Here is a 23,717-nt window from a genome sequence, read left to right as displayed (position 1 = left end):
TTGTATCGGCTGTGGACCCCAGGAGCGGACCATGAACGTTGTGACCCCGGACGGCGGCGACAGCGTGGCGGCCCGTACCTGGCCCGGCGTGCTGACCCCCCTCCTGCGCGGAGAGCACCTCGGCGCGGACGACACCGCCTGGGCCATGGACCGCATCATGAGCGGCGAGGCCACGGACGCGCAGATCGCCGGCTTCGCCATCGCGCTGCGGGCCAAGGGCGAGACCGTCGACGAGGTCACCGGCCTCGTCCGCGCCATGTACGAGCACGCCCGCACCATCGAGGTGCCCGGCCGTACGGTCGACATCGTCGGCACCGGCGGGGACATGGCCAAGACCGTCAACATCTCCACCATGTCGGCGATCGTCGTCGCGGGGACGGGCGCCAAGGTCGTCAAGCACGGCAACCGCGCCTCCTCGTCGGCGAGCGGCGCCTCGGACGTACTGGAGAAGCTCGGCGTCAATCTGGACCTCACGCCGAAGCGCGTCGTGGAGGTCGCGGAGGAGGCGGGCATCACCTTCTGCTTCGCCGTGAAGTTCCACCCGGCCCTGCGTTACGCGGCGAAGGCGCGCAAGGAGCTCGGCACGCAGACCACCTTCAACATCCTCGGCCCGCTCACCAATCCGGCCGGGGTGCGTTCCCAGGCCATCGGGGTCGCCGACCCGAGGATGGCACCCATCGTCGCCGGAGTGCTGGCGGCCCGGGGCAACTCGGCACTGGTCTTCCGGGGGGACGACGGCCTCGACGAGCTGACGACCACGGCCACCTCGCGGGTCTGGATCGTGCGCGACGGCGCGGTCCGCGAGGAGCCCTTCGACCCGCGGGAGGTCGGGCTGGAGCTGGTGCCCGTGGAGGCGCTCCGCGGCGCCGACGCGTCGTACAACGCGGATGTGGCGCGCCGGCTGCTGGACGGCGAGACGGGCCCCGTGCGCGAAGCGGTGCTGCTGAACTCCGCCGCCGCGCTGGTCGCCCTCGACCCGGCCGACGCCACGCTGAACGACCAGCTGACGGCAGGTATCGCACGGGCCGCCGAGTCCATCGACTCCGGCGCGGCCAAGCGCGTGCTGGAGCGCTGGGTGGCGGCCAGCAACGCCTGACGCGGCACTGGATGTGAGCAAGGGCGCGGTCCGCATGGCGGACCGCGCCCTTGCGCGTCGGCGGACGTATGGCAAGATGCTCACCAGGTCATGAGTGACAGCGACTACGGCCCCGGCCCGCTGTCCGGCAACCCTCCGTCCGTGGCGGGGTGCCCCGGGTGAAGACCAGGCCGCAGGCAGCGAGGTCTGCGGCAAGCGCGGGCCCCTCGGCGTCTACGACGCCACCCCTTGGGGTCCTGGTCCCAGGGAGACTCTTGTGAGCAAGCGAATGCGATAGGGCACCGAGCCCTTCTCCGCACACCCTTTTTCTCTTCTTCATCCCGCGCCGCCGCGTGCCTCTGTCCGCCGGTGCGAGGATCTCGCCTGCCTCTTACGGGAGTTCGCCATGTCTGTCTCCACCGCTGCCGCCGACCAGTCGATCTGTACCCCTCTGCCGGTCCTGGGTGCCGATGTCACCGTTCCGCTGGTCACGGGCGGAAACGTCACCTACGCCGCGCTCGACTACGCGGCCAGCGCCCCGGCACTCCAGCGGGTGTGGGACGACGTCGCCGCCTACGCGCCGTACTACGGCAGCGTGCACCGCGGGGCCGGCTACCTCTCGCAGCTGTCCACCGACCTGTTCGAGGCCGCCCGGGTGACCGTCGCGGAGTTCCTCGGCTGCCGCGCCGACGACCAGCTGGTCTTCACCCGCTCGACGACCGACTCCCTCAACCTGCTCGCCGCCGCACTGCCCGCCGACTGCCAGGTCTTCGTGTTCGAGACCGAGCACCACGCCTCGCTGCTGCCCTGGCGCGACGCCCGGGTCACCTTCCTCGACGCGCCCCGCACCCCCGGCCAGGCGGTCGAGACGCTGGAGCGCGCGCTGGCCGCCCGCGACCCCTACGGTCCGGCGCTGGTCTGCGTCACCGGCGCGTCCAACGTCACCGGTGAGCTGTGGCCCGTGAAGGAACTGGCCGCCGCCGCCCACGCACACGGTGCGCGGATCGTGCTGGACGCCGCTCAGCTCGCCCCGCACCACCCCGTGGACATCGCGGAGCTGGACGTCGACTGGGTCGCCTTCTCCGGGCACAAGCTGTACGCGCCCTTCGGCTCGGGTGTCCTCGCGGGACGGGCCGACTGGCTGGTGGCCGCGGAGCCGTACCTCGCGGGCGGCGGCGCCTCCCGCAAGGTCTCCCGGCGCACGGACGGCGGCGTCGACGTCGAGTGGCACACCACCGCGGCACGGCACGAGGCGGGATCGCCCAACGTCATCGGCGTGCTGTCCATCGCCGCGGCCTGCAAGGCCCTCACCGAGGCCGGCTTCGGACGGCTCGTCGAGCGCGAGCAGCGCCTGGTCGCCCGGGTCCGTGAGGGCCTGGCCGACGTTCCCGAGGTCAAGGTCCTCTCGCTCTTCGGCGACGATGCCCCGCGGGTGGGCGTCATCTCCTTCGTGGTCGAGGGATGGAACAGCTCGCACTTCGCCGCCGCGCTCTCCGCCGAGTACGGCATCGGGGTCCGCGACGGACTGTTCTGCGCCCACCCCCTCGTGCGGACCCTGCTCGGCGGCGAGTCTCAGGACCCGGGTGAGTGCGGTGCGCCGGAGGCGGCGCCGGGGGAGCGGTCCCTGAACGCCATCCGGGTGAGCTTCGGCGCCGGTACGCCGGACGAGCACATCGAGAGGTTCCTGGGGGCCGTCCGCGAACTGGTGCACGACGGCGCCCGCTGGGCCTACCGCACCGAGGACGGCCGCTGCGTGCCGGACCGGGACGCGGCCCAGAACTGACCCGCGGATACGGCTCCGGCCGGGCACAGGGGGCGCGATGCCCTTGTGCCCGGCCGGAGCCGTATCGCCGTCGCCGGCGGTCCCGTTATGCGTCGAGCCCGATGGCGAAGGCCGCCTCGAGGTCGTGCTGGGAGTAGGTGCGGAAGGCGACGTGGGTGTCCGTGGCCTCGACACCCTGGATCTTGCTGATCCGGCCCGGGATGACGTCGGCCAGATCGTCGTGCCTGGCCACCCGGACCATGGCGATCAGGTCGTACGTTCCGGTGACCGAGAAGACTTCGCTGACGCTGTCCAGCGCGGCGATGGCCTCGGCGATCTCCGGAATCCGGTCCACGCTGGTCTTGATGAGAACGATCGCGGTGATCACGGCTGGCTATCTCCCTCGGTGGCCGTGGCTTGAGCTTTCACTCTAGTCCCCCGGAATCTCACCCACGCGTAGAGGAAGCCGGCCGCGAACCCCGCCACATGCGCGAGGTAGGCGACACCTGGGCCGCTGCCCGCGTTCTGCGCCGCCAGCCACTGCAGGACGAACCAGAAGACCAGCACCATCCAGGCGGGGAAGCGCAGCGGCAGGAAGAAGAGGAAGGGGAAGAGGCTGGTGACCCGGGCCCGGGGGAAGAGCTGGAGGAAGGCGCCGAGCACCGCCGAGATCGCCCCCGACGCACCGACCAGGGTCTGGTCGGAATCCGCGTGCACCACCGCGTAGGCGGCCAGGGCGAAGTAGCCGCACACGAGGTAGAAGACGGTGAACTCGGTGCGGCCCATCCGCTCCTCGGCCATGGCGCCGAACACGTAGAGGAAGAGCATGTTGCCCAGCAGGTGCAGCCAGCTCCCGTGCACGAACAGGGCGGTCAGCGGGGTGAGCGCCGCGCGCGCGGTGCCGTCCAGCAGCTCGCTGGGGATCACACCCCACCGCTCGAAGTACCCGGCCTGGGCGGCCAGGAGGGCGTCGGCGCTGCTGCCGTAGGCGGGGTTGAGGCCGGAGAGCGGGCTGACCAGGAACACCGCGCAGCACAGGGCGATCAGCCCGTACGTGACCGGGGCGCCCCCCGCCGCGGCGGCCGCCCCCAGCTCCCTGAGCCTGCGCCGCCAGCGGACTTCCCGTACATCGGTCACGTACAGAGCATGACGCACCGGCTGAGAACGGGACAGACCGCCTCGCCGTGCCGGCGCGGATGTGTGAGGCCGTAGGGTTGCAGCACGACATCCGCAGTTCGACGGCGCACCGCGAGATCGACGACCAGGCCACGTACGACGCTCGACGAACCACGAAAGAGGACGCAACGATGACGACGGTTCCCCAGCCGACGGACGCGACTCGCTGGCGCTGCACGCTCTGCGGCAACCTCACGCGCTTCGACGTGACGCGCTCCTCGAAGGTCGTGGAGTACGTCCACCTCGACCTGGCCGGGGAGTCGAGTGTCGAGGAGCGGGAGGTGGTCAGTGAGACCATCGAGTCGGTGCGCTGCCGCTGGTGCAACGCCGTGGACCAGATCGAGCTGGTCGACAGGCCCGGCGCCGACTCCTGACGGGGCCGGACGGACAGACATATACGGGAGTGATGGATGGTGGAGCAGCCGACAGGCGGCGCCGGACCGGCCGGTGCGGCCGACGGCACCGCGGAGTCGCTCGACCGTCCGCTGCCGGAGGGGGTGCGCCGCAAGGTGGTGGCGCTGGTCTCGGACGCCTTCGGCGGCCTGACCGTCGGCGAACTCCCCTCGCAGCTCCGGCAGTACGCCCGGTTCACGCCGAGCCGGCGTGCCAAGTTCGCGGGCAACGCGATGGCGGCGGCGCTGGAGAGCGACCCGTCGTTCCGCCGCCGCATCGGTGAGCGGATCGCTCAGACCCAGCCGGAGCTGGCCGAGGCCCTCACCTCCGGTGCGCCGCCCGCCGCCGCCGATCCCGCCGACGTGGCGGCGGCCGCCTACGTGCTGCGCCCCGCGGGGTGGGTGAAACTCGTCGCCGCGGCGGGCGAGGAGGTCCAGCGGGCGCACGCCGAGCGGGCGGACGAGGAGTCCAGACGCGAGGTGGAGCGGCTGCGCGAGGAACTCGACCGTGCGCGCGATCAGACCAGGGCGGACACCGAGCGGCTGCGGGCGGAGCTGGAAGCCTCCCGCAAGGAGGCCGACTCCCTGCACCGCAAGCTGCGCAGTGCCCTGAGCGAGGTGAAGCGCGGGGAGGCCGCCCTGCGCAAGGCCGGAGCCGAGTCGGACACGGTGCGCGCCGAGGCCGCCGCCCAGGTCTCCGCTGCCGAGAGCGAGTCGCGGCGGCTCAAGGCGAGGCTCGCGGAGGCGGAGGCGTCCGTCGAGGCGGGCCGCAGGGCCGCGCGGGAAGGCCGGTCGGTCGAGGACATGCGGCTGCGGCTGCTCCTGGACACCGTGCTCGACGCCGCCCAGGGCCTGCGCCGTGAACTCGCCCTGCCGCCCGCCTCGATCCGTCCCGCCGACGGGGTGGAGGCGGTGGAGCCAGGGCGGATGTCGCCGAAGGACATCGCGGCCAGGGCGCTCTCGGAGACCGATCCGGCTCTTCTGGACCAACTGCTCGCCCTGCCGCAGGCGCATCTGATCGTCGACGGCTACAACGTCACCAAGACCGGCTATCCCCAGATGCCTCTGGAGAAGCAGCGGTTGCGCCTCCTCGGCGGCCTCTCGGTCCTCGCCGCGCAGACCGGCGCCGAGATGACCTGTGTCTTCGACGGGGCCGAACTGGCCGCGCCGGTACTGCTCGCGCCGCCGCGCGGAGTCCGGGTGCTGTTCAGCAAGGCCGGGGTCACGGCCGACGAGCTGATCCGTCAGCTCGCCCGCGCCGAACCGCCGGGCCGCCCCGTCGTGGTGGTCTCCACGGACCGTGAAGTCGCGGACGGGGTCGCGAAGTCGGGGGCCAGGCCCGTCGCGTCCGTCTTGCTCCTGAAGCGCCTTTCGCGCGTCTGAGGCGTCTTGTGTGACATGGGTGGCTTGCCGGAATTCACGGAACGGACCGTCAAGTCGCCGCTACACGCAGTGCGATCGATGTGAAGAAGTGCCTGGTGTGACGAGATTTTGCTCTTGAGGATTTGAACTGATCACAAGATGGTCACTAGGGTCAGGCCTCGAACCTTCGCACGGTTGATTGCCCATCCGGGGTGACGGCGAAGGAACCGCCGAGTCCGTGACGTGCACGGAGCCGGGGATGCGACCCTGTCCCCCACAGCCCGGTAGGCGGCTCGAGGAAGAAGGAGCTCGCCTTCGTGGCGTCCCACCGTCGTCCCAAGCAGCCGAGCCGCACCCGCGTGACCGTGCTCACCGCGACCGCCGCCGCTGCCGTGGCTCTGACCTCCCAGGCGGCTCACGCCGACCCGAAGCCGACCAAGAGCGAGGTCAAGGCGAAGGTCGACAAGCTCTACCACGAGGCCGAGGTCGCCACCGAGAAGGCGAACGGCGCCAAGGAGCAGCAGGACGAGCTCAAGAAGCAGGCCGACGCGCTCCAGGACAAGGTCGCCCGCGGCCAGGAGGAGCTCAACGCCCTGCGGGGCGAGCTCGGTTCGCTGGCCACCGCGCAGTACCGCTCCGGAGGCCTCGACCCCTCCGTGCAGCTGCTGCTCTCCTCGGACCCCGACGGCTTCCTCGACAAGGCCTCCGCCCTCGACCAGCTGACCGCCAAGCAGGCCGAGTCGCTGCAGAAGATCCAGGCGAAGCAGCGGACCCTCGCGCAGCAGCGCAAGGAGGCCCAGGGCAAGCTCGACGACCTCGCGGACGTCCGCAAGTCGCTCAACGAGAACAAGAAGAAGTACCAGGGCAAGCTCGCGGACGCGCAGAAGCTGCTCAACACCCTCACCGCCGCCGAGCGGGCCAAGATGGCCGAGGACGAGCAGCGCGCCAGCCGTGCGGCCGGCGACCGGGTCGACCTCGGCAACGAGCTCCCCGCCTCCGCCCGTGGTGCCGCCGCCCTCCGGGCCGCCGCCACCCAGCTCGGCAAGCCGTACGTCTCCGGCGGCACCGGCCCGAACTCGTTCGACTGCTCGGGCCTGACCCAGTGGTCCTACGCCCAGGCCGGTGTGCAGCTCACCCGCACCACGTACACCCAGATCAACGACGGCCCGCGGGTCGGCCGCAGCGCCCTCAAGCCGGGCGACCTGGTCTTCTTCAACAACACCTCGCACGTGGGTCTCTACGCGGGCAACAACCAGATCCTGCACGCCCCGAAGCCGGGCGCCGTGGTCCGGTACGAGTCGATGGACTACATGGGCACCTTCCAGTTCGGCGTGCGCCCCTGACGCCCGGACGGGCGAATCGCGCACCCCACGGCATCCCGCCCCGCCAGGACCACGGGTCCTCGGCGGGGCGTCGTCGTATTCGTGCGTGACGGGGGCGGCGCCCGGGCGCCCCGGCGACCTCGCGCATCGGCCGCCCCGCACCCGTCAGCCCGGCCGCCCGCTTCTGACCGTACGATCGGCTGGATGGCTGTTCGAACGCAGGACGCGCGGCGGGACCGTACCCGCGGACGGAGCACGGCGGGCGCCGTGCTCGCCGTCCTGCTGCTCGCGCCCGCCTGCACCCCGCCGGAGGACTCCGCGGCCGGGATCACGGCCGATGAGGTCGCCGCAACCCTGGACCGCCGGGCCGCCGCCGTCCTGGCCCACGACACCGGCGCCTACCTGGCCGGGCTCGACCCGCGGGCCACGTCCTTCAGGGCCGCCCAGAGCGCCGAGCTGCGCAACCTCGCCGACGTACCTCTGGAGTCCTGGGCCTACGAGGTCGACGGGCTGAACGCCGAGGGGGACGACCGGGTCACCGCCGAGGTCGAGCTGCGCTACCGGATCCAGGGCTACGACCAGGCACCTGTCTCCTCCTCCCGCACCGTGGAGCTGGTGCGCCGCGGTGGGGACGGCGCCTGGTACATCGCCGCCGACCGTGCCGCCGACGGCGCCCCCGCGCAGCTCTGGGAGCAGGGCGACGTCGAGGCCGTACGCGGGGAGAGCGCACTCGTCCTCGGGGTCGGGCGCACCACCGCCGAGCTCCGCCGGATCGCGGAGACCGCGGACCGGGCGGTGCCGTCCGTCAGCGGTTCCTGGCCGGAGCCCTGGGCCCGGCACGTCGTGGTGCTCGTCCCGGGCTCGGTGGAGGACATGGCGGGGCTCCTGGACTCGCCCGCGGACAGCTACCGGGGGATAGCCGCCGTCACCACCGGCGAGGTGGGCGGCAGCGGGCGGAGCCCGGCGGACCGGGTGATCATCAACCCGCAGGCATACGGGATGCTCGGTGACTTCGGCCGGCGGGTCGTCCTCACCCACGAGACCACCCATGTGGCGACCCGCGCCTACACTTCCGCGGCCACCCCGGTCTGGCTGTCCGAGGGTTTCGCCGACCGCACCGCCTACCGGCACGAGAGCCGCACCGCCGCCGAGATCGCCCCCGAGCTCGCCGACGCGGTCCGGGCCGGTGACCTTCCGGCCCAGCTGCCCACCGACGAGGAGTTCGGGTTCGGCGGGGACGCGGGAGGGCTCGCACGGGCCTACGAGGGCTCCTGGCTGGCCTGCGAGCTGATAGCCAGGGACTGGGGCGAGGAGGAGCTGATCGCCTTCTACAAGGCCGTGGGCAGTCGCGAGGAGCGCGACGGGGCGGTGGAGCAGGCCATGCAGACGGTGCTCGGCACCACACCCCAGGACTTCACGGCGCGCTGGCGGGACTATCTGCGCGACCGGCTGGCCTGACCCGCTCCGACGTCCCGTCCTCCGGCGCTCCCGTCACGGTCGTCCGCCACAGCCGCCACCCGGCGCTCAGCACCGCGGCCACCAGCAGTCCGTTGCGCACGGCCATCAGCGCCACCCCCTGCGCGTCACTGGCCACCACGTGCGCGAAACCGAGCGGGAACTCCAGCAGGGTCACACCGGTGGCCACCAGCACCAGCAGGGCGGGCAGCGCCATGCCGCTGCGCCGGAACACCATGCAGACGGCGCCCACGCCGAGCGGCCACACCATGTACTGAGGGCTGATGACACGGCTGGTCACCGTGAACAGCAGCACCGCGGTGAACGCGGCCTCGGCCGGGGTGTGCGCCTCGAAGGTGCGGGCTCGCAGCCGCCACACCAGGAGCCAGCCGAAGGCGAAAACGCTCAGCGCAAGCGTCAGGGTGCTCACCAGCGCCACATGCGGCCCGGCGAACTCCATCGAGCCGTAGCGGAGCTCCACCGCCCCCTCCCAGCCGAACTGCCGGGCGACGTGGAAGACCAGCGCCCCCAGCGACTCGATCTCCAGACCGCGGTCCCGCTGGAAGGTCAGGAAGGCGTACGCCCCGGGCAGCGCGAGCGCCGCGGCCACGGCCAGCACCGCTCCGGTCACCGCCGCGGCCGACCAGGACCGGCGGGTGTACCGGCCCGGGGCGGTCCCCACCAGCAGCAGCACCGGCCAGACCTTCAGCATCGCGCCGAACGCCGCGAGCGCACCCAGCACCCGGGGGTGCCGTACACCCGCGAGCAGCCCCGCCACCGCGACGGCGGTCACCATCAGGTCGTAGCGGGCGTACACGGTGGGCCCGAGCAGCGGCACCCCCGCCACCCACAGCCAGACACCCGCCTGGCGCCCGCCGGGCCGCCCGCCCGCGCACAGCAGCAGGCCGAACACGAGCGCGTCGCAGAGCAGGGCGAGGACGAAGAAGGCGGTGGCGTACCCGAGGAACGGCAGCAGGTCCGGGGAGAGCACGGCGAGCGCGGCGGCGGGCGGGTACTGCCAGGTGACGTCGTCCAGCGGGTAGGACCCGTCCCGCAGGACCTCGTACCAGCCCCGGTAGATCACCGAGACATCGCTGGTCACGTCGGGTCCCGGCACCGTGAACACCTTGAGGACGCAGAGCATCAGCACCGCCCGGGTGAGGCCCCACACGGTGAGCTGCGGACCCCGGCCCAGCCGGCCACGTGTACCCGTCCTGACCGTCATGCACGCCATGATGCAGGCCCCCGCGGTGCGGGAGCCGTCAGGCAGGGCCGTCGGGCCGCCCGGTACTGTCGGCGGCGATGGACAAGACGCTGATCGTGACGAACGACTTCCCGCCGCGCCCGGGAGGCATCCAGGCCTTTCTCCACAACATGGCCCTGCGCATGGAACCGGACCGAATCGTCGTCTACGCCTCCACCTGGAAGCGTGGCACGGAGGGCGCCGAGGCGACCGCCGCCTTCGACGCCGAGCAGCCCTTCACCGTGGTGCGCGACCGTACGACGATGCTGCTGCCCACCCCCAGGGTCACCCGGCGGGCCGTCCGGCTGCTGCGTGAACACGGCTGCTCCTCCGTGTGGTTCGGCGCCGCCGCGCCCCTCGGGCTGATGGCACCCGCGCTGCGCGAGGCGGGCGCCCGCAGGATCGTGGCCACCACCCACGGGCACGAGGCGGGCTGGGCCCAGCTCCCCGCCTCCAGGCAACTGCTGCGCCGGATCGGCGAGGGCACCGACACGATCACCTACCTCGGCGAGTACACCCGGTCCAGGATCGCGGGAGCGCTCACCCCCGCGGCCGCGGACCGCATGGTCCAACTGCCGCCCGGCGTCGACGAGAAGACCTTCCACCCGGGTTCCGGGGGAGACCGGGTCAGGGAGCGGCTCGGGCTCCGGGACAGGCCCGTCGTCGTGTGCGTCTCCCGTCTGGTCCCGCGCAAGGGCCAGGACACCCTCGTCCTCGCCATGCCGGCCATCCTGGCGCGGGTGCCCGACGCGGTCCTGCTCGTCGTGGGAGGCGGCCCGTACGCGGGGCAGCTGAAGAAGCTCGCGGAGGAGACCGGAGTCTCGGACTCGGTGCGCTTCACCGGGCCGGTGCCCTGGGCGGAACTGCCCGCGCACTACGGCGCCGGCGACGTGTTCGCCATGCCCTGCCGTACCAGGCGCGGCGGTCTCGACGTCGAGGGCCTCGGCATCGTCTACCTGGAGGCCTCCGCCACCGGACTGCCGGTCGTCGCGGGCGACTCGGGCGGAGCGCCCGACGCCGTGCTCGACGGCGAGACCGGGTGGGTGGTGCGGGGCGGCTCCGCCGAGGAGTCCGCCGACCGGATCGTCACCCTGCTCGGCGACCCCGAGCTTCGCCGGCGCATGGGCGAGAGGGGCAGGGAGTGGGTCGAGGAGAAATGGCGCTGGGACCTGCTCGCGGAGAAGCTCCGGGCACTGCTCTGAGACACGACGCGCGGGGGCCGCACCGGATCACCGGTGCGGCCCCCGCGTCGGGTGATCCGGCTCAGCCGCGGTAGATCGCCTCGACCTCGTCCGCGAAGTCCTTCGCCACGACGTTGCGCTTCAGCTTCAGCGACGGCGTGATGTGCCCCGCCTCCTCGGTGAACTGCGCACCCAGGACACGGAACTTGCGCACCGACTCCGCCTTCGACACCGCGGCGTTGCCCTCGTCCACCGCCCGCTGGACCTCGGCCAGGAGCTCGGGGTCCTCACGGAGCGAGAAGGCCGTCGAACCGGCCGGCTTGCCGTGCTCCTCCGCCCAGCGGGAGAGGAACTCCTCGTCGAGCGTGAGCAGCGCGCCGACGAACGGGCGCCCGTCGCCCACGACCATGCACTCGGCGACCAGGGCGTGAGCGCGGATGCGGTCCTCGATCACCGCGGGGGCGACGTTCTTGCCCCCCGCCGTCACGATGATCTCCTTCTTGCGGCCGGTGATCGCGAGATAGCCGTCCTCGTCGAGAGTGCCGATGTCCCCCGTGTGGAACCAGCCGTCGGCCAGCGCCTCGGCGGTCGCCGCCTCGTTGCCCCAGTACCCGGTGAACAGGTGCTCGCCGTGCAGCAGCACCTCGCCGTCGTCCGCGATCCGCACCACCGAACCCGGCAGCGGCTGGCCGACCGTACCGATCTTCTGGCGGTCCCACGGGTTGAAGGCCGTGGCGGCGCAGGTCTCGGTGAGGCCGTAGCCCTCCAGCACCGTGAAGCCGATACCGCGGAAGAAGTGCCCGAGCCGCTCGCCCAGCGGCGCACCGCCGGAGATGGCGTACTCGCCCCGCCCGCCGAGCACGGCGCGCAGCTTGCTGAACACCAGCTTGTCGAAGACCTTGTGCTTGAGCTTCAGACTGACCGACGGGCCCTGCGCGGTGCCCAGCGCGCGGCTGTAGGCGATAGCCGTGTCCGCCGCCCGGTCGAAGATCTTCCCCTTGCCGTCGGCCTGCGCCTTGGCGCGCGCCGAGTTGTAGACCTTCTCGAAGACGCGCGGCACGCCGAGGATCAGCGTCGGCCTGAACGACGCCAGCTCGTCGGTGAGGTTCTTGATGTCCGGCGCGCAGCCGAGCTTGATCGGGGCCATCACCGAGGCGACCTCGACCAGCCGGCCGAAGACGTGCGCGGTGGGCAGGAAGAGCAGTACGGAGCACTCGCCCGTACGGAAGAGGGGCTTGAGCCGCTCCACGATGTTGCCGCACTCGGCGAAGAAGCTGCGGTGCGTCAGCACACAGCCCTTGGGACGGCCGGTGGTGCCCGAGGTGTAGACGATCGTCGCCGGGTCGTCGGCCCTGGCACTCGTCATGCGCAGGTCCAGGGCCTCGTCGGAGACCGCGGCGCCCGCCCGGACGAGCTCGCCGACCGCTCCGCGGTCGATCTCCCACACGTGCCGCAGGCCGGGAAGCCGGTCCCGCACGGACGCGACCGACCCCGCGTGGGTGTCGCTCTCCACGATCACGGCGACCGCGCCGGAGTCGCCGAGTATCCACTGGACCTGCTCGGGGGAGCTGGTCTCGTAGACCGGCACGGTGACGGCACCGGCACTCCAGATGGCGAAGTCCAGGAGGACCCACTCGAAGCGGGTGCGGGACATGAGGGCGACCCGGTCACCGGGCTGGATACCGGCGGCGATCAGACCCCGGGCGGTGTCCCTGACCTCGGCGAGGAACTGCGTCGCCGTGACATCGGTCCAGGCTCCGGCGACCTTCCGGCTCATCACCGCGACATCGGGATGCTGAGCGGCGTTGCGGCGGATGAGATCCGTCAGGTTTCCGTCCGCGGGGACCTCGTACAGGGCCGGAAGGCTGAACTCACGCAAGACTGCTGCTCCTCATCGGGCTCCGGTTCCACGGCTCTGTGCGACGCACCGGATCGGTCCAAGACTGGCAGATGCTCAGTGGGGTGAGCACGACTGGACGGGCCGGACGTTACCCACCGGTACGCGGTTCCGGAAAGGGGGGCCCGGCCAGATGTCTCGTGCGTCACACATATCGGTGGTCCTTCGGCGCACATTAGTCCACCCGTGTCCCGATCCGGAAGTAATCGCAGGTCCGACGGCCTCTACCCAGAGCGGCGAACCGCGACCTAGGGTGAACTCCATGCGAGCCGGCACACCGCACGATCAGCACACGATCCGCACGAGAAGGACACGCGTGCACGTCGTCAGCGACGTCCACGGCAACACCGAGGCGCTGGCGCGCGCCGGGGACGGGGCGGACGCGCTCGTCTGCCTTGGGGACCTCGTCCTCTTCCTCGACTACGCCGATCACTCGCGCGGGATCTTCCCCGACCTGTTCGGCGTCGCCAACGCCGACCGCATCGTCGAGCTGCGCACCGCCCGCCGCTTCGAGGAGGCCCGCGCCTTCGGACGCGAGCTGTGGGCCGGCCGGGACCGCAACGCGGCGATCCTGTCCGCCGTACGGAAGCAGTACGCCGAGATGTTCGCGGTGATGCCCACCCCGACCTACGCCACCTACGGCAACGTCGACGTACCGGACCTCTGGCCCGAATACGCCAACTCCGGTACCACCGTGCTGGACGGGGAGCGTGTGGAGATCGGCGGCCGTGTCTTCGGATTCGTCGGGGGAGGGCTCCGGACACCCATGAACACCCCCTACGAGATCAGCGACGAGGAGTACGCGGCCAAGGTCGAGGCGCTCGGCCCCGTGGACGTGCTCTGCTCGCACATCCCGCCGGACGTCCCCGAGCTGACGTACGACACCGTCGCCCGGCGCTTCGAACGCGGCAGCCGCGCCCTCCTGGACGCCATCCACCGCACCCGGCCCCGCTACGCGCTCTTCGGCCATGTGCACCAGCCCCTGGTCCGCAGGATGCGGATCGGGGCCACCGAGTGCGTGAACGTCGGCCACTTCGCCTCGACCGGCCGCCCGTGGGCCCTGGAGTGGTGAGCGACACGGCCGCCGCCCACGGGCCGGGGCGCGGACGGGCGGGCAGTCCGCACGCGATAGCCTGCACACGGCAGGCCTCTGCCGAACGCGACCGGTACACCGCACTGGAGGGCCACGGCGATGGCTGAACACACCAGCTCGAGCATCACGATCGAGGCTGCACCGGCCGACGTCATGGGAGTGATCGCCGACTTCGCGCGCTATCCGGAATGGACCGGCGAGGTGAAGGAGGCCGAGATCCTCGCCACCGACGACCAGGGCCGCGCCGAGCAGGTCCGCCTGGTCCTCGACGCCGGGGCGATCAAGGACGACCACGTCCTCGCCTACACCTGGAACAGCGAGTACGAGGTCGACTGGACCCTGGTGAAGTCCCAGATGCTGCGGTCCCTCGACGGCAGCTACGCCCTGGCGCCCCTCGGCGACGGCGAACGCACGCAGGTCACCTACCGGCTCGCCGTCGACGTCAAGATCCCGCTCCTGGGCATGATCAAGCGCAAGGCGGAGAAGGTCATCATCGACCGCGCCCTCGCCGGGCTGAAGAAGCGCGTCGAGTCCGGCCCGAAGGCCTGACCAGGTGCGTACGGTCCTCGTCACCGGCCCCGGCGGGGCGGGCCGTACCACCGTCGCGGCGGCCACCGCTCTCGCCTCCGCCCGTGGCGGCCGGCGCACCCTCCTGATCTCCTCCGACGCCGTACCCGCCCTTTCCGCGGACGGCGGACCGGCCGACGAGCGGCTCTCCGTCCTCCGGGTCGACGCCGCAGCGCACTTCCGCGCGGAACTCCTCGAACTCCAGGAACGGGCGTCAGGGGTCCTCGACCTCCTCGGCGCCAACCGCCTCGACGCCGAGGAGCTCACCGAACTGCCTGGCGCCACCCAGCTCGCCCTGACGCACACCCTGCTCCGGGTGGCCGAGGGCGATCTGTCGCAGCAGGGTTACGAGGTCGTCGTCGTCGACCTGCCCCCGCTCGCCGAGGCTCTCGCCCTGCTCGCGCTCCCCGGCCAACTGCGGCGCTACCTGCGCAGGCTGCTGCCCCGGGAACGCCAGGCCGCCCGCGCTCTGCGGCCGGTCCTCGCCCAGCTCGCCGGTGTCCCCATGCCCGCGCAGTGGCTGTACGAGACGGCGGCCCGCAAGGACGCCGGACTCGCCGCGGTCGAGGCGCTGATCCAGGACGGCGCGACCACCGTACGGCTCGTGGCGGAACCGGGGCGGGCGGCGGGTGAGGCGCTGAGCGCCGCCCGCACGGCACTCGCCCTGCACGGGCTGCGCGTCGACTCCGTCGTCGCCACCCGGGTCCTGCCCCGGCACTCGGCGGACCCGTGGTTCGCCGACCTCGCGGCCGCCCAGGACAAGTGCCTGGACCGCTGGCGCCAGGACTGGGCTCCGGAGACACCCGTGCGGGAGACGGCCCACCTGGGCCGCGAGCCGCGCACGGCCGAGGACCTCGCCCAGCTCGCCCCCGCCTGCGAGCCCGGCCACCGAGAGCCGGGACACGCCGGGAACCCCTGGTGGACCGAGGACTCCGGTGACGGCGTCATCTCCTGGTGCCTGCCCCTGCCGGGTGCGGCCAAGGAGGACCTGCGGCTCGTCCGGCGCGGGGACGAACTGTTCCTGACCGCGGGCCCGTTCCACCGCGTCGTGCGCCTGGAGTCCGCGCTGCGCCGCTGCACCGTCTCGGGGGCCGCGCTGACCGACGGGGTGCTGCGTGTCCGGTTCACGCCGGACCCCGCGCTCTGGCCCCGCACGCAGTGAACGGCCCGCCACCGTTCGGGTAACGTCGGTAGTACGTGGCCCGTCCGGCCGCGCAGGCAACCGTGTCGCAGGAGTCCGCCATGAGTGAATCCACCGATCGTCCCGTCGACGACGACGCGTGGGCGGAGGCCTGCGCCGAGGATCTCGAAGCCGAGAAGGCACGCCGCCGGGCACAGTACGGACAGCAGCAGGGTTCCGCCGCCGAGGAGCTGCGCAAGCTCATCGACGCGGTGGCCGACAAGGTGTCCTCCCTGCAGACGCCCCTGCTCGGCATGGCCGCCCAGGGCACCGTCCAGCAGGTGATCCGCCAGGCCAGGACCGCGGTCGAACCGGTCATCGAGCGCAACCCGGAACTCTTCGACCATCTCGCCGCCGCGGGCAACGAGCTCCTGGCCGCCTACCGCTCGGCCGTCGAGGGCCAGGAAGGCCGCTGGACCAAGGGCACCGAGGGTGCCGGAGGGGCCTCGGGCGGCGCCGGAAACGCCCCCGACGCCGGCAAGAAGGCGGCGGAGGACCCCTCGGACCCGCGCGACGAGGGCACCGGCGGCAGCGAACACATCGACCTGGACTGAGCCAGGGCAGGAAATACCCGTCCCCGGCTCGGGTACGGTTGGCCATAGCGGGGCTCGACCGAAACTGAGGGATTCATGGGACTCACCATCGGCGTCGATATCGGCGGCACGAAGATCGCGGCTGGAGTGGTCGACGAAGAGGGCCGGATCCTCTCGACGTTCAAGGTATCGACTCCGCCGACCGCCGAAGGCATCGTGGACGCGATCAGCTCCGCGGTGTCCGGGGCCAGCGAAGGACACGACGTCGAGGCCGTCGGCATCGGCGCCGCCGGATACGTCGACGACAAGCGCGCCACGGTGCTCTTCGCACCCAACATCAACTGGCGGCACGAGCCGCTCAAGGACAAGGTCGAGCAGCGGGTCGGCCTGCCCGTCGTCGTCGAGAACGACGCAAACGCCGCGGCCTGGGGCGAATACCGCTTCGGCGCCGGCCAGGGCCACGACGACGTCATCTGCATCACGCTCGGCACGGGCCTGGGCGGCGGCATCATCATCGGCAACAAGCTGCGCCGCGGACGCTTCGGCGTGGCGGCGGAATTCGGCCACATCCGGGTCGTCCCCGACGGCCTGCTGTGCGGCTGCGGCAGCCAGGGCTGCTGGGAGCAGTACGCCTCCGGCCGCGCCCTCGTCCGGTACGCGAGGCAGCGCGCCAACGCCACCCCGGAGAACGCCGCGATCCTGCTGGGGCTCGGTGACGGCACGATCGAGGGCATCGAGGGCAAGCACATCAGCGAGGCCGCCCGGCAGGGCTGCCCCGTGGCCGTCGACTCCTTCCGCGAGCTGGCCCGCTGGGCAGGGGCAGGGCTCGCGGACCTCGCCTCACTCTTCGACCCCTCGGCCTTCATCGTCGGCGGCGGGGTCTCCGACGAGGGCGAGCTGGTCCTCGACCCGATCCGCAAGTCGTTCCGGCGCTGGCTGATCGGCGGCGAGTGGCGTCCGCACGCGCAGGTCCTCGCCGCCCAACTCGGCGGCAAGGCGGGTCTGGTCGGCGCCGCCGACCTGGCACGCCAGGGCTGATCTCCGCCACACCACGTCCGACGCCCGTCGCGCCCTCCGGGGAGCGGCGGGCGTCCGTCGTATCGTGCGGTGCATGGTCACCACGCCGATGCCCCTGCCCGACTCCCGTACCGAGCCGGACGGTTCAGCCGTCATCCGGGTGCTGAGCTACAACGTCCGCTCCCTGCGCGACGACACCGAGGCGCTGGCCCGCGTCATCCGCGCCTGCGCACCCGACCTGGTGTGTGTCCAGGAGGCCCCGCGCTTCTTCCGCTGGCGCAAGGCCGCGGCCCGACTCGCGGCGATGACCGACCTGGTGATGCTCAGCGGGGGCGCCACGGCCGCCGGGCCGATGCTGCTCTGCTCCCTGCGCGCCACCGTGGAGCGCACCGAGGACGTGCTGCTGCCGCTCACCCCGGGACAGCACCGGCGCGGGCTGGCCACCGCGGTCGTACGCTTCGCCGGGGCCAGGCTCGGGGTGGTGAGCTGTCACCTGAGTCTGCGGAGCGACGAGCGGCACGCACAGGCGGGCCTGCTCCTCGACCAGCTCGACACCATGGACGTCCCGCACGCCGTGGTGGCCGGGGACCTCAACGACGTTCCCGAGGGGCGGGCGTTCGGGAGGCTGGCCGGGCGACTCCAGGACTGCCGGACCGTACGGCCGTGGGGCGGCGAGCACACCTTCCCGCCCGGCTCGCCCGACAGGCGCATCGACGCGGTGTTCGCGACCGGTGGCATCGAGGTGCTCGGCTGCGGGGTGCCCGCGGAACTGCCCGGTGTCACCGACGCCGACCTGAGGGCGGCCACGGACCACCTGCCCGTGCTGGCCGCCCTCCGGGTGCCCGCGGCCGGCTGAGCCGGGACGCCCGCGACACGCGGTGGGGTCAGACGACCGCGCCGCGCCCCGGGTTGTCGTCCTCCTCGTCGTCGTCCGGCATGCGCGCCACCAGGGTGACGAAACCGCCCAGGAATCCGCCGATGCAGAGCGTGGTGAGCCACCACGTCATCTCCCACTGCATCAGCACCGCGAGCAGCATCAGCACCGGCCCGCCGACGACCGCGAGCCAGCCGAACTTCGCCGTCACGTCGGCCTCCGGCAGGGGAGGCGGCTCCGGCGGGACGAAGTGGCCCTCCTCGCTGTCGTCGGGATCGTCGCCGTCCGACGGCTCCGCGAGGTCGTAGTCGCGAGGTCCCGCGACCCCCGGGGCGAAGACGACGGAACCGCCGAGCGGCTTCTTCTCCGCCCCGCCCGCCTTCCCGCTCATGCCCTTGTCCGCGTCGTCACCCGTACCGGAGTCCGGTGCCGGGTCCAGGACGTTGAGCTGGTCCTCCTCCAGCAGCGCCAGGTCCTCGACGGGCTTGAACGGCTTGGCGCCCGGCGGGTCCGGCGGCTCCTCGCCGTATCCCGCGACGATCGCCTCCCAGGCCGCCGCCTCGTCGAGGGGCTCGGCCCGCTCCGCGCCCTCGGGAACAGGCGTTCCCTCCGTGGGGCGCGGCTCGCGCTCCTCGTCACTTCCCGCGCGATCCGCGTCGTGCTCAGCCACCGGACGTGCTCCCCTTTCTGCCGGCGTCGGCTGCGATGCGGTCGATGAACCGGTAACTCTCCTCGAAGATCCGCTCCGCGTCATGGTCCAACGTCGCCACGTGGTAGCTCTGTTCCAGGAGGATCTCCTCGACGTCCCGGGACGAGATGCGGCTGAGGATCCGCGCCGAGTCGGCCGGCGGCACGACGTGGTCCCGCGGGCTGTGCAGGAGCATCACCGGCTGGGTGACCTGCGGCAGATCGGTGTCGACCAGCCGGAAGAAACCCCGCAGGGAGTGTGCGGCGTGCAGCGGCACCCGGTCGTACCCGACCTCCTCGGCCCCTTCGAGCGCGATGTCGCCGACCAGGCCCTTCGTCGTCCGCACCAGATGCCGGGCGACCGGCAGGGCGTACGCCGACAGGCCATGCACCTTGTTGGCCGGGTTCACCAGCACCAGGCCGGACACCTCGTCCCCGTGCTTCGCGGCGAGACGCAGCGCCAGGGCGCCGCCCATGGAGAGACCGAGGACGAAGACCCGCTCGCAACGGGCCAGCAGCGCCCGCAGCTCCCGGTCCACCTCCGCGTACCAGTCCTGCCAGCCGGTGACCGCCATGTCCTGCCAGCGCGTGCCGTGTCCGGGCAGCAGCGGGAGCGAGACGGTCAGTCCGCGTGCGGCCAGGGAGTCGGCCCAGGGCCGCAGGGACTGCGGGGAACCCGTGAATCCGTGACAGAGGAGGACGCCGACCTCTCCGCCCTCGTGGCGGAACGGCTCGGCTCCAGGGAGGACCGGCACCGGGGTCTCCTGTTCATGAAGCGGGGCGGGGTGCGCGAAAGGATTACCTCACCGTACGCGACCGGGCCGACACCGACCAGGGCCGTCACCGCCCGTGCGGCCGTGACTCCAGGCCCCGTCCGGGGACGGACGCCGCTCCCGGGCGACGGGGGAGGTCACGGCGCCACGGGTTAAGGTCTGTCGGACGGCACACAGGAGGCACCAGAGTTGATCTACGGCGCAATGAAGTTCTCCATCGGCGGGTCCCTGAAGCTCGCCTTCAGGCCGTGGGTGGAGGGCCTGGAGAACATCCCCGCACACGGGCCGGCGATCCTCGCGAGCAACCACCTGTCCTTCTCCGACTCCTTCTTCCTCCCGGCGGTCCTCGACCGCAAGGTGACCTTCATCGCCAAGTCGGAGTACTTCACCGCACCCGGGGTGAAGGGAAAGCTCACCGCCGCCTTCTTCAAGGGCGTGGGCCAGCTTCCCGTCGACCGCTCCGGCGGCCGCGGGGCCGGTGAGGCGGCCATCAGGGCCGGAATCCAGGTGATCGAGAGCGGCGGGCTCTTCGGCATCTACCCCGAAGGCACCCGGTCGCCCGACGGGCGGCTCTACCGGGGCAAGCCCGGTGGCCTCGCCCGGGTGGCCCTGGCCACCGGCGCCCCCGTCATCCCCGTGGCCATGATCGACACCGAGAAGATCCAGCCTCCCGGCCAGGTGATGCCCAAGCTGATGAGGCCGGGCATCAGGATCGGCGAGCCGCTCGACTTCAGCCGCTACCAGGGCATGGACGGCGACCGCTTCATCCTGCGCTCGGTCACCGACGAGGTCATGTACGAGATCATGAAGCTCTCCGGCCAGGAGTACGTGGACATCTACGCCACCGCGGCCAAGCGGCAGATCGCCGAGGAGGCGAAGAGCAAGCGGCAGGCCGCCGAGGAGGCCAGGAAGAAGGGCACCGGGCAGTCCGGCGCGTAGACGTGCCGCCGGGTGTCCGCAGCGGGCACCATGGCAGGGACACCGGGGGAGGACACGGGGGACATGACCAGGCGTGAACGGGTCGTGCGGATGTCGGTCGAGCAACCGCTGTGGCGGGCGCTGACCGCGTACCGCGTACTGACACTGATCTACGCGGCGCTGCTCGCCGGTTTCGGCGCCGAGAAGTACGAGCGCCCCTGGATCGCCGCGGCGTTCCTCAGCTTCCTCGCCCTCTGGACGCTGGTCACCCTCCGCAGGGTGGCGGGTGCGGCGAGCTGCACCAAGCGCTTTCTCGGCCTCGATCTCGCGGTCGCCCTGACCGGCATCCTGCTGACCCCGCTGGCCGACCTCGACGCCCAGCACTCCGACGGCCCGACGCTTCCGTCGATCTGGACCGCGGGCTCCGTCCTCGCCTTCGCGCTCAAGGGCGGCTGGCGCTGGGCGGCCTTCGCCTCCACCCTCGTTGCCGCGGCGAACATCGTCGAGCGCGGCGAGCCCAGCAGGGACACCTTCCACAACGTCCTGCTGGTCTGGGTGGCCTCGATCGCGATCGGGTACGTCGTAGAGGTCGCGCGGGCCAGCGAGCGCACCCTGGCCCGCGCCCTGGAGATCGAGGCGGCCACCCGGGAGCGCGAGCGGCTCGCCCGCGACATCCACGACAGCGTCCTCCAGGTCCTGGCCATGGTCCAGCGACGCGGAACCGCCCTCGGCGGCGAGGCCGCCGAACTCGGGCGGATGGCCGGGGAACAGGAGGTCGCCCTGCGGACCCTGGTCTCCACCGGTCTGGTGCCCACGAGCCGGCTCTCCGAGGACAGCGGCCAGGGCGCGGTTGTCCGGGCCGTCGACACCGACGACTCCGACGACACGGACGGCACCTCGGGCACCGAGACGGACCTGCGCGCGCTGCTCGCCCCGCACGCGGGCTCCCGGGTCACCTTCTCGGAGCCCGGCACCCCGGTGCCGCTCGCCACGGAGGCGGCGCGCGAGCTCGCCGCCGCGGTGAGCGCCGCGCTCGACAACGTCCGGGTCCACGCGGGGCCGGACGCCCGGGCCTGGATCCTGGTCGAGGACGAGCCGGACACGGTGATCGTCACGGTGCGGGACGACGGCCCCGGTATCCCGGAGGGCCGCCTCGACCAGGCGGAGGGGGAGGGCCGGCTCGGTGTCGCCCTCTCGATCCGGGGACGGCTGCGCGACCTGGGCGGCACGGCAGAGCTGATCTCGGTGTCCGGACAGGGCACCGAGGTCGAGTTGAAGGTTCCGAAGGTTTCACGGGGGAAGGCAGGATCGGCCCGATGAGTACAGACCACACGCAGCAGTCCGAGGACCGGATCAAGGTCATGGTCGTGGACGACCATCCGATGTGGCGCGACGCGGTCGCCCGCGACCTCGCGGAGTCGGGATTCGACGTCGTCGCGACCGCCGGCGACGGCCCCGGAGCCGTACGCAGGGCCAGGGCGGCGGGGCCCGACGTCCTGGTGCTCGACCTGAACCTCCCCGGAATGCCGGGCGCCCAGGTCTGCAAGGAGCTCGTCGGGTCCCTGCCGGGCCTGCGCGTCCTGGTGCTCTCCGCCAGCGGTGAGCACGCCGACGTGCTGGAGGCCGTGAAGTCGGGAGCCACCGGCTATCTGCTCAAGTCGGCCAGCACCCGGGAACTGACCGACGCGGTGCGGGCCACCGCGGCCGGTGACCCGGTGTTCACCCCCGGCCTGGCCGGGCTGGTCCTCGGCGAGTACCGCAGGCTTGCCTCCGACCCGGCCCCCGCGGCCCCGGACCGGCCGAAGGCCCCGCAGCTCACCGACCGGGAGACCGAGGTCCTCCGGCTCGTCGCCAAGGGGCTCTCGTACAAGCAGATCGCGGAGCGGCTGGTCATCTCGCACCGCACGGTGCAGAACCATGTTCAGAACACCCTGGGCAAGCTCCAGCTGCACAACAGGGTGGAGCTTGTGCGGTACGCCATCGAGACCGGCCTCGACGAGGGCTGACGGGGACCGCTCCGTGAACCGAGGGGCGTACCGGGCGAGGAGCCGTCCCCGACGGGGCCCGGGGCGGTGGCGCTCGGAGCGGCGTCCCGGTGGGCCCGTTCCGAGCGGCGCGAGGGCGGTGCGGGCCGTATATTCGCGGAGGACCGGCCCCGCCCCCTGACCCGGGAGACGTCGTGGAAATCCTGGCATTCGGTGTGCAGTCCGACGAGAAGCCGCTGATCGAGAAGGCGTTCGAAGGCGTACACGACGTCCGCTGCCTGGATGTGTTCCTCACCGAGGACACCGCCCCGATCGCCGCCGGCCACGAGATCGTCTCCACCAGTGTCAACGCCGATCTCGGCGGCAAGGTCCTCCAGACCCTCGCCGCGGGCGGCACACAGATGATCGCCCAGCGCTCCACCGGCTTCAACAACATCGACCTCGCCGTCGCCGAGCGGCTGGCCCTGCAGGTCGCCCGTGTCTCGTACTACTCGCCTTACTCGGTGGCCGAGTTCGCCTGGGCACTCGCCATGGCCGTCAACCGCCGTATCGTCCGCGCGGTGAGCCGGACCAGGGACTTCGACTTCCGGCTCGCCGGACTCCTCGGCCGTGACATGCACGGCCGCACCGCCGGAGTGGTCGGCACCGGGAAGATCGGCGAGGCCTTCACCCGGATCGCGCACGGCTTCGGCATGAACCTGCTCGGCTGGGACGTCGCCGAGAACCCCGCCTGCACCGCGCTCGGAATGACGTACGTGGACAAGGAACGGCTCTTCGCCGAGGCCGACCTGATCAGCCTCCACGTCCCGCTGCTCCCCGCCACCCAGCACCTCATCGGTGCCGAAGCACTGTCCGTGATGAAGGACGACGCCATCCTGGTCAACTCCAGCCGTGGCGGCCTGATCGACACGGGCGCCCTCGTCACCGAGCTGCGGGCCGGCCGGTTCACCGGCGTCGGGCTCGACGTCTACGAGGCGGAGGCAGGGCTCTTCTACGTCGACAAGTCCGTGGAGGGCATCGACGACGACACCCTCGCCCGGCTCGTCACCTTCCCCAACGTCATCGTCACCTCGCACCAGGCCTACTACACGCGTGACGCCGTGGGGCAGATCATCGACGCCACCGTGCAGAACGTCACCGACTACCTGGCCGGCCGCCGCGGCGACAACTTCCTCGTCCCGGCGCCGCCCTCCCCCTGAGTTCTCCCGTTCGGAACAGGGGGAGG

General features: G+C 72.0%; 23 protein-coding genes and 1 riboswitch. Of the genes, 17 read left to right on the top strand and 6 right to left on the bottom strand.

Translation table 11 applies throughout. The features are described 5' to 3' along the window. The first annotated feature begins 31 nt into the window (after positions 1–31). Positions 32–1,096 (top strand): anthranilate phosphoribosyltransferase, encoded by a 1,065-nt coding sequence (gene trpD / locus ACGFNN_RS26735; protein ID WP_362547413.1) that lies wholly within the window; start codon positions 32–34, stop codon positions 1,094–1,096. A gap of 86 nt (positions 1,097–1,182) precedes the next feature. Next, a riboswitch (SAM riboswitch) is annotated at positions 1,183–1,300 on the top strand. A 181-nt stretch (positions 1,301–1,481) separates the two neighbouring features. Further along, positions 1,482–2,858, top strand: a complete 1,377-nt coding sequence (locus ACGFNN_RS26730) for an aminotransferase class V-fold PLP-dependent enzyme (protein ID WP_362547416.1) — start codon at positions 1,482–1,484, stop codon at positions 2,856–2,858. A gap of 85 nt (positions 2,859–2,943) precedes the next feature. Here the strand turns inward: ACGFNN_RS26730 and ACGFNN_RS26725 are convergent, their stop codons facing one another. Continuing rightward, on the bottom strand, positions 2,944–3,225 hold the full coding sequence (locus tag ACGFNN_RS26725) for an Lrp/AsnC family transcriptional regulator (RefSeq protein WP_033303376.1): 282 nt from the start codon (positions 3,223–3,225) through the stop codon (positions 2,944–2,946). Continuing rightward, positions 3,222–3,974, bottom strand: coding sequence for a rhomboid family intramembrane serine protease (locus ACGFNN_RS26720; protein WP_393559591.1), 753 nt, complete (start codon positions 3,972–3,974; stop codon positions 3,222–3,224). The genes ACGFNN_RS26725 and ACGFNN_RS26720 overlap by 4 nt, the downstream gene beginning before the upstream one ends. 170 nt (positions 3,975–4,144) lie before the next feature. Here ACGFNN_RS26720 and ACGFNN_RS26715 point away from each other — a divergent pair, with 170 nt between their 5' ends. The 4 genes from ACGFNN_RS26715 to ACGFNN_RS26700 all read left to right on the top strand — a co-directional run bounded on the left by ACGFNN_RS26715 (position 4,145) and on the right by ACGFNN_RS26700 (position 8,547). Beyond that, positions 4,145–4,387, top strand: coding sequence for a hypothetical protein (locus ACGFNN_RS26715; RefSeq protein WP_018555472.1), 243 nt, complete (start codon positions 4,145–4,147; stop codon positions 4,385–4,387). A 39-nt stretch (positions 4,388–4,426) separates the two neighbouring features. Beyond that, entirely contained in the window at positions 4,427–5,788 is a 1,362-nt protein-coding gene (locus ACGFNN_RS26710) for an NYN domain-containing protein (protein WP_393559624.1), read from the top strand. Positions 5,789–6,084: 296 nt separating this feature from the next. After that, positions 6,085–7,110 (top strand): NlpC/P60 family protein, encoded by a 1,026-nt coding sequence (locus tag ACGFNN_RS26705; RefSeq protein WP_362547424.1) that lies wholly within the window; start codon positions 6,085–6,087, stop codon positions 7,108–7,110. A gap of 183 nt (positions 7,111–7,293) precedes the next feature. Next, on the top strand, positions 7,294–8,547 hold the full coding sequence (locus ACGFNN_RS26700) for a hypothetical protein (protein ID WP_393559588.1): 1,254 nt from the start codon (positions 7,294–7,296) through the stop codon (positions 8,545–8,547). Here ACGFNN_RS26700 and ACGFNN_RS26695 read toward each other — a convergent pair. Continuing rightward, positions 8,504–9,769 (bottom strand): glycosyltransferase 87 family protein, encoded by a 1,266-nt coding sequence (locus ACGFNN_RS26695; protein ID WP_393559587.1) that lies wholly within the window; start codon positions 9,767–9,769, stop codon positions 8,504–8,506. The two genes, ACGFNN_RS26700 and ACGFNN_RS26695, sit on opposite strands and share 44 nt — an antisense overlap. Positions 9,770–9,846: 77 nt before the next feature. Between ACGFNN_RS26695 and ACGFNN_RS26690 the strand changes: the two genes are divergently transcribed. Beyond that, a complete protein-coding gene (locus ACGFNN_RS26690; protein WP_393559585.1) occupies positions 9,847–10,989 on the top strand; it encodes a glycosyltransferase family 4 protein in 1,143 nt (380 codons plus the stop codon). 61 nt (positions 10,990–11,050) lie between these two features. Here the strand turns inward: ACGFNN_RS26690 and ACGFNN_RS26685 are convergent, their stop codons facing one another. Continuing rightward, the gene (locus ACGFNN_RS26685; RefSeq protein ID WP_393559583.1) at positions 11,051–12,847 is read right to left on the bottom strand and encodes an AMP-dependent synthetase/ligase; all 1,797 of its coding nucleotides are present in this window, start codon (positions 12,845–12,847) and stop codon (positions 11,051–11,053) included. A gap of 280 nt (positions 12,848–13,127) precedes the next feature. Here ACGFNN_RS26685 and ACGFNN_RS26680 point away from each other — a divergent pair, with 280 nt between their 5' ends. The 6 genes from ACGFNN_RS26680 to ACGFNN_RS26655 all read left to right on the top strand — a co-directional run bounded on the left by ACGFNN_RS26680 (position 13,128) and on the right by ACGFNN_RS26655 (position 18,111). Beyond that, positions 13,128–13,937, top strand: a complete 810-nt coding sequence (locus ACGFNN_RS26680; protein WP_393559581.1) for a metallophosphoesterase — start codon at positions 13,128–13,130, stop codon at positions 13,935–13,937. A gap of 120 nt (positions 13,938–14,057) precedes the next feature. Beyond that, positions 14,058–14,507, top strand: coding sequence for an SRPBCC family protein (locus ACGFNN_RS26675; protein WP_362547442.1), 450 nt, complete (start codon positions 14,058–14,060; stop codon positions 14,505–14,507). 4 nt (positions 14,508–14,511) lie between these two features. Next, the gene (locus tag ACGFNN_RS26670; protein ID WP_393559579.1) at positions 14,512–15,687 is read left to right on the top strand and encodes an ArsA-related P-loop ATPase; all 1,176 of its coding nucleotides are present in this window, start codon (positions 14,512–14,514) and stop codon (positions 15,685–15,687) included. A gap of 80 nt (positions 15,688–15,767) precedes the next feature. Next, entirely contained in the window at positions 15,768–16,259 is a 492-nt protein-coding gene (locus ACGFNN_RS26665; RefSeq protein ID WP_362547448.1) for a DUF5304 domain-containing protein, read from the top strand. Between the two features lie 75 nt (positions 16,260–16,334). Then, a complete protein-coding gene (locus ACGFNN_RS26660; RefSeq protein WP_362547451.1) occupies positions 16,335–17,276 on the top strand; it encodes an ROK family glucokinase in 942 nt (313 codons plus the stop codon). 73 nt (positions 17,277–17,349) lie between these two features. Continuing rightward, entirely contained in the window at positions 17,350–18,111 is a 762-nt protein-coding gene (locus tag ACGFNN_RS26655) for an endonuclease/exonuclease/phosphatase family protein (RefSeq protein ID WP_362547454.1), read from the top strand. Positions 18,112–18,139: 28 nt separating this feature from the next. Here the strand turns inward: ACGFNN_RS26655 and ACGFNN_RS26650 are convergent, their stop codons facing one another. Beyond that, entirely contained in the window at positions 18,140–18,799 is a 660-nt protein-coding gene (locus tag ACGFNN_RS26650) for a hypothetical protein (RefSeq protein WP_393559577.1), read from the bottom strand. Next, positions 18,792–19,571, bottom strand: a complete 780-nt coding sequence (locus ACGFNN_RS26645) for an alpha/beta hydrolase (protein WP_393559575.1) — start codon at positions 19,569–19,571, stop codon at positions 18,792–18,794. The genes ACGFNN_RS26650 and ACGFNN_RS26645 overlap by 8 nt, the downstream gene beginning before the upstream one ends. 207 nt (positions 19,572–19,778) lie before the next feature. On the opposite strand from ACGFNN_RS26645, the gene ACGFNN_RS26640 reads away from it, so the two are divergent. The 4 genes from ACGFNN_RS26640 to ACGFNN_RS26625 all read left to right on the top strand — a co-directional run bounded on the left by ACGFNN_RS26640 (position 19,779) and on the right by ACGFNN_RS26625 (position 23,691). Continuing rightward, positions 19,779–20,528, top strand: a complete 750-nt coding sequence (locus ACGFNN_RS26640; RefSeq protein ID WP_362547463.1) for a lysophospholipid acyltransferase family protein — start codon at positions 19,779–19,781, stop codon at positions 20,526–20,528. Positions 20,529–20,591: 63 nt separating this feature from the next. Next, on the top strand, positions 20,592–21,827 hold the full coding sequence (macS, locus tag ACGFNN_RS26635; RefSeq protein WP_393559573.1) for a MacS family sensor histidine kinase: 1,236 nt from the start codon (positions 20,592–20,594) through the stop codon (positions 21,825–21,827). Beyond that, the gene (locus ACGFNN_RS26630) at positions 21,824–22,513 is read left to right on the top strand and encodes a response regulator transcription factor (protein WP_362547469.1); all 690 of its coding nucleotides are present in this window, start codon (positions 21,824–21,826) and stop codon (positions 22,511–22,513) included. Before macS ends, ACGFNN_RS26630 begins: the two co-directional genes overlap by 4 nt. A 173-nt stretch (positions 22,514–22,686) precedes the next feature. Then, positions 22,687–23,691 (top strand): 2-hydroxyacid dehydrogenase, encoded by a 1,005-nt coding sequence (locus ACGFNN_RS26625; protein WP_362547472.1) that lies wholly within the window; start codon positions 22,687–22,689, stop codon positions 23,689–23,691. Positions 23,692–23,717 lie beyond the last annotated feature (26 nt).

The sequence above is a fragment of the Streptomyces sp. NPDC048590 genome (assembly GCF_043199535.1).
Classification (GTDB): Bacteria; Actinomycetota; Actinomycetes; order Streptomycetales; family Streptomycetaceae; genus Streptomyces.
The sequence above is the reverse complement of the archived record's forward strand: the minus strand, read 5'-3'. Positions and strand labels throughout refer to the sequence as shown.

What these genes read in the sequence shown, in the direction of transcription:
- ACGFNN_RS26660 (WP_362547451.1), top strand. Translation starts at nt 16,335, where the DNA reads ATGGGACTCACCATCGGCGTCGATATCGGCGGCACGAAGATCGCGGCT.
- ACGFNN_RS26730 (WP_362547416.1), top strand. Translation starts at nt 1,482, where the DNA reads ATGTCTGTCTCCACCGCTGCCGCCGACCAGTCGATCTGTACCCCTCTG.
- ACGFNN_RS26695 (WP_393559587.1), bottom strand. Translation starts at nt 9,769, where the DNA reads ATGACGGTCAGGACGGGTACACGTGGCCGGCTGGGCCGGGGTCCGCAG.
- ACGFNN_RS26700 (WP_393559588.1), top strand. Translation starts at nt 7,294, where the DNA reads ATGGCTGTTCGAACGCAGGACGCGCGGCGGGACCGTACCCGCGGACGG.
- macS (WP_393559573.1), top strand. Translation starts at nt 20,592, where the DNA reads ATGACCAGGCGTGAACGGGTCGTGCGGATGTCGGTCGAGCAACCGCTG.
- ACGFNN_RS26630 (WP_362547469.1), top strand. Translation starts at nt 21,824, where the DNA reads ATGAGTACAGACCACACGCAGCAGTCCGAGGACCGGATCAAGGTCATG.
- ACGFNN_RS26665 (WP_362547448.1), top strand. Translation starts at nt 15,768, where the DNA reads ATGAGTGAATCCACCGATCGTCCCGTCGACGACGACGCGTGGGCGGAG.
- ACGFNN_RS26690 (WP_393559585.1), top strand. Translation starts at nt 9,847, where the DNA reads ATGGACAAGACGCTGATCGTGACGAACGACTTCCCGCCGCGCCCGGGA.
- ACGFNN_RS26715 (WP_018555472.1), top strand. Translation starts at nt 4,145, where the DNA reads ATGACGACGGTTCCCCAGCCGACGGACGCGACTCGCTGGCGCTGCACG.
- ACGFNN_RS26655 (WP_362547454.1), top strand. Translation starts at nt 17,350, where the DNA reads ATGGTCACCACGCCGATGCCCCTGCCCGACTCCCGTACCGAGCCGGAC.
- ACGFNN_RS26675 (WP_362547442.1), top strand. Translation starts at nt 14,058, where the DNA reads ATGGCTGAACACACCAGCTCGAGCATCACGATCGAGGCTGCACCGGCC.
- ACGFNN_RS26680 (WP_393559581.1), top strand. Translation starts at nt 13,128, where the DNA reads ATGCGAGCCGGCACACCGCACGATCAGCACACGATCCGCACGAGAAGG.
- trpD (WP_362547413.1), top strand. Translation starts at nt 32, where the DNA reads ATGAACGTTGTGACCCCGGACGGCGGCGACAGCGTGGCGGCCCGTACC.